The sequence below is a fragment of the Pokkaliibacter plantistimulans genome (assembly GCF_003194385.1).
Lineage (GTDB): Bacteria > Pseudomonadota > Gammaproteobacteria > Pseudomonadales > Balneatricaceae > Pokkaliibacter > Pokkaliibacter plantistimulans.
The window spans coordinates 1-8,765 of sequence record NZ_LAPT01000148.1 but is presented as its reverse complement, the minus strand read 5'-3'; the positions used below and the strand labels follow the sequence as shown (position 1 = coordinate 8,765).

Annotated in this window: 7 protein-coding genes and 1 tRNA gene; 5 read left to right on the top strand and 3 right to left on the bottom strand. The window is 53.7% G+C overall.

The window, feature by feature from the left end; genetic code table 11:
- Window positions 1-53: 53 nt before the first annotated feature.
- A tRNA-Val gene (locus WH50_RS24780) sits at window positions 54-129 on the top strand.
- A gap of 159 nt (window positions 130-288) precedes the next feature.
- Here WH50_RS24780 and WH50_RS24775 read toward each other — a convergent pair.
- Window positions 289-1,593, bottom strand: a complete 1,305-nt coding sequence (locus WH50_RS24775) for a D-serine ammonia-lyase (protein WP_110190043.1) — start codon at window positions 1,591-1,593, stop codon at window positions 289-291.
- 98 nt (window positions 1,594-1,691) lie between these two features.
- Here WH50_RS24775 and WH50_RS24770 point away from each other — a divergent pair, with 98 nt between their 5' ends.
- Window positions 1,692-2,654, top strand: coding sequence for a LysR substrate-binding domain-containing protein (locus WH50_RS24770; protein ID WP_104155816.1), 963 nt, complete (start codon window positions 1,692-1,694; stop codon window positions 2,652-2,654).
- Here the strand turns inward: WH50_RS24770 and WH50_RS24765 are convergent.
- Together WH50_RS24765 and WH50_RS24760 are read right to left on the bottom strand one after the other, a co-directional pair.
- Window positions 2,608-4,371, bottom strand: coding sequence for an ATP-binding protein (locus WH50_RS24765; protein WP_110190041.1), 1,764 nt, complete (start codon window positions 4,369-4,371; stop codon window positions 2,608-2,610). The genes WH50_RS24770 and WH50_RS24765 overlap by 47 nt on opposite strands.
- Window positions 4,368-5,483, bottom strand: coding sequence for a substrate-binding domain-containing protein (locus WH50_RS24760; RefSeq protein ID WP_165838557.1), 1,116 nt, complete (start codon window positions 5,481-5,483; stop codon window positions 4,368-4,370). Before WH50_RS24760 ends, WH50_RS24765 begins: the two co-directional genes overlap by 4 nt.
- Before the next feature lie 245 nt (window positions 5,484-5,728).
- Here WH50_RS24760 and WH50_RS24755 point away from each other — a divergent pair, with 245 nt between their 5' ends.
- From WH50_RS24755 to trhP, 3 genes are all read left to right on the top strand, one after another.
- Window positions 5,729-6,736 (top strand): hypothetical protein, encoded by a 1,008-nt coding sequence (locus WH50_RS24755; RefSeq protein ID WP_110190037.1) that lies wholly within the window; start codon window positions 5,729-5,731, stop codon window positions 6,734-6,736.
- Between the two features lie 36 nt (window positions 6,737-6,772).
- Window positions 6,773-7,345, top strand: coding sequence for a 2'-5' RNA ligase family protein (locus WH50_RS24750; protein WP_110190035.1), 573 nt, complete (start codon window positions 6,773-6,775; stop codon window positions 7,343-7,345).
- A 97-nt stretch (window positions 7,346-7,442) separates the two neighbouring features.
- Window positions 7,443-8,753 carry a prephenate-dependent tRNA uridine(34) hydroxylase TrhP gene (gene trhP, locus WH50_RS24745; RefSeq protein WP_110190045.1) on the top strand — a complete coding sequence of 437 codons (1,311 nt, stop codon included), beginning with the start codon at window positions 7,443-7,445 and terminating at the stop codon, window positions 8,751-8,753.
- Window positions 8,754-8,765 lie beyond the last annotated feature (12 nt).

Below are 8,765 nucleotides of genomic sequence, written 5' to 3'. Positions count from 1 at the left end.
CGAGCCCCGTCCGCTCCGCCATTTAAAACCCAGATGTCATTCTGGTGCGAAGTGGGTGCATAGCTCAGTTGGTAGAGCAACGCCCTTACAAGGCGTGGGTCAGGAGTTCGAGTCTCTTTGCACCCACCACTTCGGTCCATTTAATCCTCATCTTTTTTTCTGCATTAACTCAGTATTAAATTTCACTTTCTCCCTGTCTTGTGAAATTTCAATTTCTTGCCGTTTTTATTTGTCCGCGATCTGGAAAGTGCCAGAACATCCAGCACTTGCCATTGTTTTATCTTCTGTTTATGCAAGCCAGGAGCTGAATATCTCCTCAGGTACTAAACTGCCACCCGTCGTCCAGAGTATGTGCGTAGCTTTGGATAGATTGATGTGCTGGCGCTGCAGGTACGTCTGTCCTTCGGTGGTATTCAACAACCGCTCTGGTCCCAATAACGCCGCGGCAGCGGAAGGCTCTATCTTAATTCCCGTCTGTTTGTATAGCTGACGAAGCCGATCAAGCATTTCCTCATCACTGGCCGTCATCACTCCAGAGAGTCTTTGTTGCATTACAGAGCATACAAAACCTGACGCTGTAGGGACTGCCAGGCCATCTGCGATCGTCTGGTTGTTCAATCCCCAATCGTAAACACTGACTTCGTCCCTGGCAGGGTCTTCATTTGCTAGTGCAGATGAGGCGAGATTAGCGAGTACGCAGGGGGATGCGCAGGGTTCGACAAAAAAGATGTGTACATGTGGTGCAAATAGCTGCCGTAGTCCGAAGGCAATACCTCCTGGTGCACCTCCAACCCCGCAGGGTATGTAAACCAGCAAGGGGTGCTCGGCGTTGACTTCAATATTCTGCATTGCCAGCTTTTGCTGCACACAGGTAGCGGCAGTGCTATAGCCCACAAACAGGGCTTTAGAGCGCTCATCGTCAACGAAGTAGGCTTTTTCATCCAGCTCAGCCTGTTGTCTGCCTGCTTCCACCGCTTTGGCATAATCGCCTGAATGTTCAACGACCTTGACGCCATGTTGGCGAAGGCGCTGCTTTTTCCACTCTTTGGCTTCCACTGACATATGTACTTCTGCCTGAAACCCCAGTGCGGCAGACATCAGGCCAATGGCCATGCCTAGGTTGCCAGTGCTGCCGACGCCAATACGATACTGGCTGAACAAGGCTCTGGCCTCATCACTGCCCAGAGCTGTGGACGGAGACAGATCTTTTAGCAGTCCATGCTGTCTGGCGAGTGATTCAGCGAACAGCAGTACTTCATAAAAGCCTCCGCGCGCTTTGACAGAGCCTGCTATCGGAAACTGGTGATCCGCTTGAATCAAGTAGCGTCCCGTTTCCGGATGAGCGCCCAGAGGCTGGTATTGATCAGGCAGCTCAATGAGTGGTGCATCCAGAATACCTGCCGTGCTTTGCAGTTCTGGAAAGCGTTCTTTTATAAAACTTTCCAGCCACTGCCAGCGTGCAATGGCTTCGAGGCGCAGGCCGGACAGTTCCGCTGTGACACTATCGGTGCTGTCAACGTCATGAAAGTGTGGGTTTGTCCAGAGAACAGGAATATTTTTTTGTAGTTGCCGGATTAGGTTTTCTGTTTGCATAATGCTGCCTTGGTGGGCCAAATTGCATTAAATATACAGCATTCAAAACTGCCAATAAGTGCATGCCCTTAACTCTAGAATTAGAAATCCTAATATAAATGCCAATCCTAAATAGCCTTTGCTGGAACGGCCTGCGGGTGTTTGAAGCCGCAGCCCGGCTGCAAAGTTTCACCAAAGCCGCCGATGAGCTCTGTGTTACCCAAGGCGCTGTCAGTCAGCAGGTGCGTCAGCTGGAGCAGCAGTTAGGGGTATCGCTATTCATTCGTCAGGGGCGTGGCGTTATGCTGAGCCCCGAAGGCCGCCGCCTGGCGGCGTTGACATCACGTGTGGTAGCAGAAATTTCTGATGAGGTTCGCCGGATTCGTCGTCCCGAAACGGACCGCCAGCTGGTCGTCAGTTGCTGCCCTTCTTTTGCCATGCAGTGGTTGCTGCCGCGTCTCGGTCGTTTCTCTGCTGCGTACCCCGACATTGAGGTCTCTCTGCGGGCGGAGTTTCATGCTCTTTCTCCTCGGGAGTTATTAGCAGAAGGTATCGATCTGGCTATTCGCTATGACCCCTGGGGATATCCGATTGGTTTTGACGAGGTGTTGCTGGAAGAATATCTGCTGCCAGTCGTGGCAGCGGACAAGTTGGCGGAGGGGGTTCAGCCCACACCGGAAAAATATCTTAAGGATCAGGTATGGCTGCTGGATGGCGTGGGCTGGGCTGGCGCCGATGTTCACGATGAGTGGCGTGCGTGGTTAAAAGCCAAGACTTTGCCCGAAGTGAAGCCGCGTCAGGAGCAGATATTCAACCTTGCGCAGCTGGCACAGCAAGCCGCGGCACAGGGAAGAGGAGTGGCAATGGGGCGGATGGCGCTGGTTGCTGATGCTCTGAACTCTGGTCAGCTCAAGGCGCTGTGGGCACCTGCAGTGCCGTCTCCTGCACGCTATGTCCTGCTTACTCATGCAGAGCGTCGTCGTCAGGCGGGCGTGGTGCAGTTCTGTCAATGGCTTAAACGCGAGATTGAAGAGTTCAAGCGTAGCTGTCAGCGACATCTTGCTGATTGGTTGCCGGAATAATCCGGCGACCAAAAGGGACATGAACTTCGAGCCAGGTACCGGCTCCTGTTCGCGACTGCAGCTCCATCGTTCCGCCAAGACTTTCTGCGCGCTCGCGCATACCCAGTAAGCCATAGCGCTGATGGGCTTTTTCCGGCAGTACGCCGATGCCGTTGTCGTATATCTTCAGGCTGACCCAGTCGGCATCCTCATTGACACTCAACGTTAATTCCACATTGTCGGCACAGGCGTGTTTGGCGACATTGGTCAGGGCCTCCTGACTAATGCGGTACAGTGCAATGGCGGTTTTGTCGTCCAGCGCTTCCACTTCTTCGGGGTCGGGAACGTCCAGCAGGAATTGCACCCCTTTTTGCTGCAGGGTGTCGAGTATGGGGATATTGACCAGTGCATCTATCAGCCCCAGCTCATCAAGTGGCAAGGGGCGCAAAGTTCTGATCAGGTTATATACCGTGTCATACATGAGCTTGGATGTGTCATAGATGGATTCAGCACACTGGCGTGCCAGATCATCGTCCTGAATCCGATGCTTGAGTAAGTAGGCATCGGAGCTGACTGCGGTAAGGCATTGCCCCAGCTCATCATGTAATTCTCGTGCCAGGGTTTTGCGCTCCTGTTCCTGCAGCATCATCAGCTGCTGGCTGAGGGTTTTGGCGCGATGGCGTGCTTCTTCCAGATCTCTGTTCAGTGCCAGTAAGTCCCTTTCCCGGCTTTGCAGAGTATAGATAAGCTGGGAAAGCAACTTGCCCAGCAGATCAAATTCGCTGATGGGGTGATTGAATTCGGTATCTGCTGAGTGTGGGCTTTGTGCCAGACTCACCAGCCGGTGCAGCGGACCGACACTGAGTTTTGACGCCAGGATGGCGATCAGTGCCGAGAGCAGCAGTATGGTGAGAATGGCCGCCAGCAATACTTCGTTGAGGTTGGCACGAAAGGCATTGAGAGGGGCGCTGGATAAGCAAATGGCCAGATTCAAACCCAGATCATCGCCATTGATACGCAGTGGCAGGTTGAGTATCAGCGTGTCATGGTGCTGGACGAGCGGATGGCTCACAGGATCACTCTGACTGAGCAGCGTTGTGGTGCTGCTATTCATCTGCCCTGAAGTGATCAGCAGACGCTGGTTATACAGCAGCGCTATACCCTGTGCATCCGTGGTCAAGGAAGCATTCAGTGCCTTTATCAGGGCAAAGCTATCATTGATCACCACTCCGGCGATGACCTGCCCCAGTATTTCTCCCGTTCTGGTATTGATCAGTGGTTTTGCCATCAGCATCGCTGTCCAGTGTGTTTGCGGATGGCTGATCAGACGCCACTGGTTGCTGGGCAAGGCTTTCAGCTGACTGCTTATCGCATCAGTATCGTAAAGAGGAGAGGACAGATCGATCGTGCCAGTCCTGGATTTGATGAGTAGAAGATCAAAGGCAGAGCGGTATTTATCGTAGTAGATCTGGTCCAGGCGCTGCTGGTTCAATTGCTGTGACTGCTGCAGTACCTCTGTTTCCTGGCTGAACTCTAATAGCCTTTTATCCAGCTCCTGAATGTACTGATTGAAGAGATACTGGCTCAGGCTGCTGTGCTGAGAGTAGGTGCGTTGCGTTTCCGCTTCAGCCAGCTTCAGCCCGCTTTGATAGCTGAGACCATAAATCAATGCGGTGCCCGCGCCTGACAGGAGCAGCAATGCAGAGAGCCAGAAGGCAAATAGTGAGTAGCGCTTCATTGCTGGATGCCTGAGTAGCGGAAAGCATGCTGGCGCAATGACTGCAGCTCGGTGGCAGGAGTATGGCTGGTCACCAGTACCATCTTGCCGGAGAAAACCTGAGGCACGGGCTGATGCTGCAGGTCGAGGTGTATGGCTTCGGCAATGGCAATGCCACTGTCGTCATTCATGCGCATGACGGTGGCTTCTATCAGCCCTTGTTTCAGCATCTCCAGCTCCTTGTCACCACCTCCCCAGCCGTTCAATAACACTGTGCCGTGTTGGGTGCTGTGGTGAGCTAGTGCATCGCTGATACCCACTGCCAGATCGGTCGCTGCTGCAAATATCATCGATGGCTGCGGTGATTGTGCCAGAATGCGTTCGGTCGTCTTATAGGCAGAGCTGCGTGTACCTTCTGTGTAAAAAGCAGAGAGAAGCTGCCATTCACCCTTTTGCTCCATCTGATTGATGAAGGTGTCCCCCCGAGTCTGGCTGACATAACCGGGCAACCAGTAGACGACGGAAAACCGGCTGTGTTTGGGCAGGATGGTCAGGTAGTGATCAGTCAGCAGCTGTGTACCCAGTTCATGGTCAAAGCCGACATACATCAGCGGTTTCGGGGCGTCCCATTCTTTCAATGGTGTCGTGATGTTCTGCAGGATCAGCTTCGTTTTTCCGTCAATCAGTACTCGATCCAGCATTTTCTTGTCTGGCATGGAGTCGAGCGTGGTAATCAGATAGTCCGGGTGCTGATTCAGCGCCAGTGCTAATTTGGCCTCCTGCTGTCTGGGCGGCTCATCAGGGCGCAGATTGAATACGTGCAGGGTAAAGGGAATCTGCAACTCGTTGAGGCGCTGGCTGATCACGTCCGTATTGGTTTTCCAGTAGCCTGAAACCTGATTGCCTGGCTGCACAATCATGATCTTGACGGGATGAGAAGGCGGAGAGGTAAGTGCGACTGCCGGTGCGCCGACCGTCTGTGCCAAGGCATCGCTCAGGATTTTTTGCTCTGGGTGAGCCGCAAAATAGTCACTGAGGTGCCAGTAGGGATAATTCCAGGTTTCGGCAGCCTGTGTGTTGAGCTGCCAGAGCCATCCCAGCGTACTTATGAAACAAAACAGCAGTGTACGCATTGGTGAATCCAGATGGAGGGATCGCAACGGTCCCGAGTTCGTCGGCATTCTTGAATAAAAGGCATTGTAGAACCACTATGTGAAGGGCTCAATCTGCCGTAGCCCCTTCGCTGGCATCGATCAAGAGCAATGCAGAGCGCTTGGCGTGAAATCAAAATTTTGCTACATCAATTCATTAGCTGCAGTATTTCGGTGGTATCTCGTTATTCGCAGATCCTGTGAACAGCATTCAAGAAGGTAAGTCTATGCATGAGAAGGACCCACTCGGTGAGTTGCCGAGCCTTGGCCCTGCGGAAGAGCGTAAGCACAGAGCGGCGAATGTGGCAGCCGGTAATCAGCGAGCGACTGGTAAGTCAGGAGGAGGCTGGGGAGTCAGCCTGCTATTGCTGATCGCTGTGGGCGGACTGGGGTATTGGTCTTATACCCAGCAACAGCAGCTATCAGCACGGTTAACCGACACTCAGGCCCGGTTACAGCAAGCCGGTCAGCGTCTTGGGCAGCTGGAAGGTCTGCTCAGCGCCAGTCAGATGACCACATCAGAATCCGGGCAGAAGCTGCAGTCTACCCTGAGCCAGGTCAAGCTGGGTCAGGAGTACATTACCGAGCAACAGCAGCAATTGCTCAATCAGTATCAGCAGTGGCAAAAGTCTCTGGAAAGCCAGGTACAGGATCTGGTCACACAGGTACAGTCCATCACCAATCATCAGGGTGATCAGGATCGCAGTCTCGATGCCCAGAGTGAGCGCATATCTGCGCAATCCAGCCAGTTCGATGCGCTATCGCAACGCCTTGACCTGCTGGACAAAGGACGGGGTGAGGTGCTGGATCGACTGACCACGGTAGAAAGTACGGTGGCTGATGTACAGAGTAAACTGGGTACCCAGCTGGCACTGCTGGATAAACAGCTGCAGGACATGCAGACCAGGGTTGATCACAACAGCACTGCTACAGGCCAGCTGAGTTCTGCGCAAGTCGCTGAGCTGAATGAACTGAAACAGGCACAGGATAATCTCAGCGCCAGTATTGCCTCACTCAAGTCGGACCTGGCCAGCCAGGGTAAACAGCTTGCCAGTCAGCAACAGGCACTGAAGGGGGCTCAACGCAGTACTTCTTCGCAGGATAGTGAGATCCGCCTGTCGGCGATGGAGGAGCGTATCAGTCAGACTGAGGATGCTATCCGGTCTATTGACAGCTTCCGTCAGCAAATCAACCAGCGCCTGGTGCGTATCGAGGATCTGGTCAAGCGTCGTTAAGAATCTGTCCACGCCCTGTGGAGGTCGAGGTACCACGTGCAGCAGACTGAATCATTGCGATTGTTCTGGGGGATCAAGGTGCCTGAGCCTTTGGCAGGGCGTCTGCTGGCGTTATGCCCTGACTCGCTGCGCTCAGTACATCCCGCTGCTGATGTACATCTCACTCTGGTGTTTCTTGGTGATGTAGTGGTCGAGCGGATTGCACCGATGGTGGAGCAGGTGAACCTGAGCTTGCAAAAGACTGCACTTGAGCGGGCTGTGACGCTGCAGCCAGGTGAGCTGAGACCCTGGGCTGTGGGTCGTCATCGGACGCTGGTTGGAGCCTTTCCCGTGTTGACTCCCGAGCTTGCGATGCTCAGGCAGTCAGTCATGGACGGGGTCTCTGCTGCTGGTGTGATCGGTGTGGATGATAAGCGGGACTTCGTGCCGCATGTCACGTTAGGCTGGCTAAATGGTGGCGCTGAGGCAAATCTCGAAGGGCAGGCGCTTGATGAAGGATTCACCTGGTCCACCGATACGGTTGAGCTCTACGTCAGCAGTGGACATCAACGAAGTACTGATCCATGTCGGTATAAGGTGCTAAAGTCCATTTCCTTTGTAAGGTCATAGCGTAAAATGATGGCCTTTTTGAGAGCGACATTGGGCGCTCTCATCTCCTTATCACTATCAACACCGCCACGCCATGTCCGACTCTGCAATGACTTCGATCCGTACACCTGAACTCCTTTCTCCCGCTGGTACTCTGAAAAGTATGCATTACGCCTATGCCTACGGCGCTGATGCGGTCTACGCCGGACAGCCACGCTATAGTCTGCGCGTACGTAATAACGACTTTGATCTGAACCATCTGCAGCAAGGGATTCAGTTCGCCCATGCTCATGGCAAGCAGTTTTATGTGGCCAGCAACATTGCGCCGCACAATGCCAAGCTGAAAACCTATCTGCGGGATATGGAGCCCGTGGTCGCCATGGCGCCGGATGCGCTGATCATGTCTGACCCGGGCTTGATCATGATGGTGCGCGAGCGCTGGCCGGAGCAGACCATCCATTTGTCGGTGCAGGCCAATACACTGAACTGGGCAGCGGTAAAGTTCTGGCAGCAGCAGGGCATCAAACGCATCATCCTGTCGCGTGAGTTGTCACTCGACGAAATTGCGGAAATACGCCAGCAGGTGCCGGAAATGGAGCTGGAGGTTTTTGTCCACGGTGCGCTCTGCATCGCCTATTCAGGACGGTGTCTGCTTTCTGGATACATTAACCATCGTGATCCGAATCAGGGCACCTGCACCAATGCCTGTCGCTGGAAATATGACGCCCATCAGGCGGTTGAGGATGACAAGGGCGATCTGATTCCGGTGCAGCAGTGTGATCCCCTTGGTATTGAAGAGGTGGCTCCGGTGCTGCTGCAGGAAGCAACACGCCCGGGCGAATATATGCCTGCTTACGAGGATGAACACGGCACCTACATCATGAACTCCAAAGACCTGCGTGCTGTTCAGCATGTGCCGACCTTTGTCCGCCATGGTCTGCATTCTCTGAAGATCGAGGGACGTACCAAGTCGCATTATTACGTTGCTCGGACCGCTCAGGTGTACCGAAAGGCCATTGATGATGCGGTGGCGGGACGCCCCTTTGATATGGCGCTGATGGATGAGCTGGAAAATCTGGCCAACCGTGGCTACACCGAAGGTTTCTATCGACGCCACGTGCACGATGAATATCAAAATTATCAGACCGGCAATTCGGTGGGAGTGCACCAGCAATTTGTCGCCGAAGTGCTGGCGTGGGATGCCGCTCAGGGCTGGGTTGAGTTTGACGTGAAGAATCGTTTTGCGGTTGGCGATACCGTTGAGCTGATGACGCCGGCAGGTAACCGCCGTTTCCAGCTTGATAATCTCAATAGCCTCAATGGGCAGCAGATTGAAGCGGCTCCCGGGTCCGGTCATCGTGTGCGCGTTCACATGCCAGTAGAGAGCGATCTGCAATATGCCCTGTTGATGCGTGATCTATCCCTTTAACAGGCTGTTGAA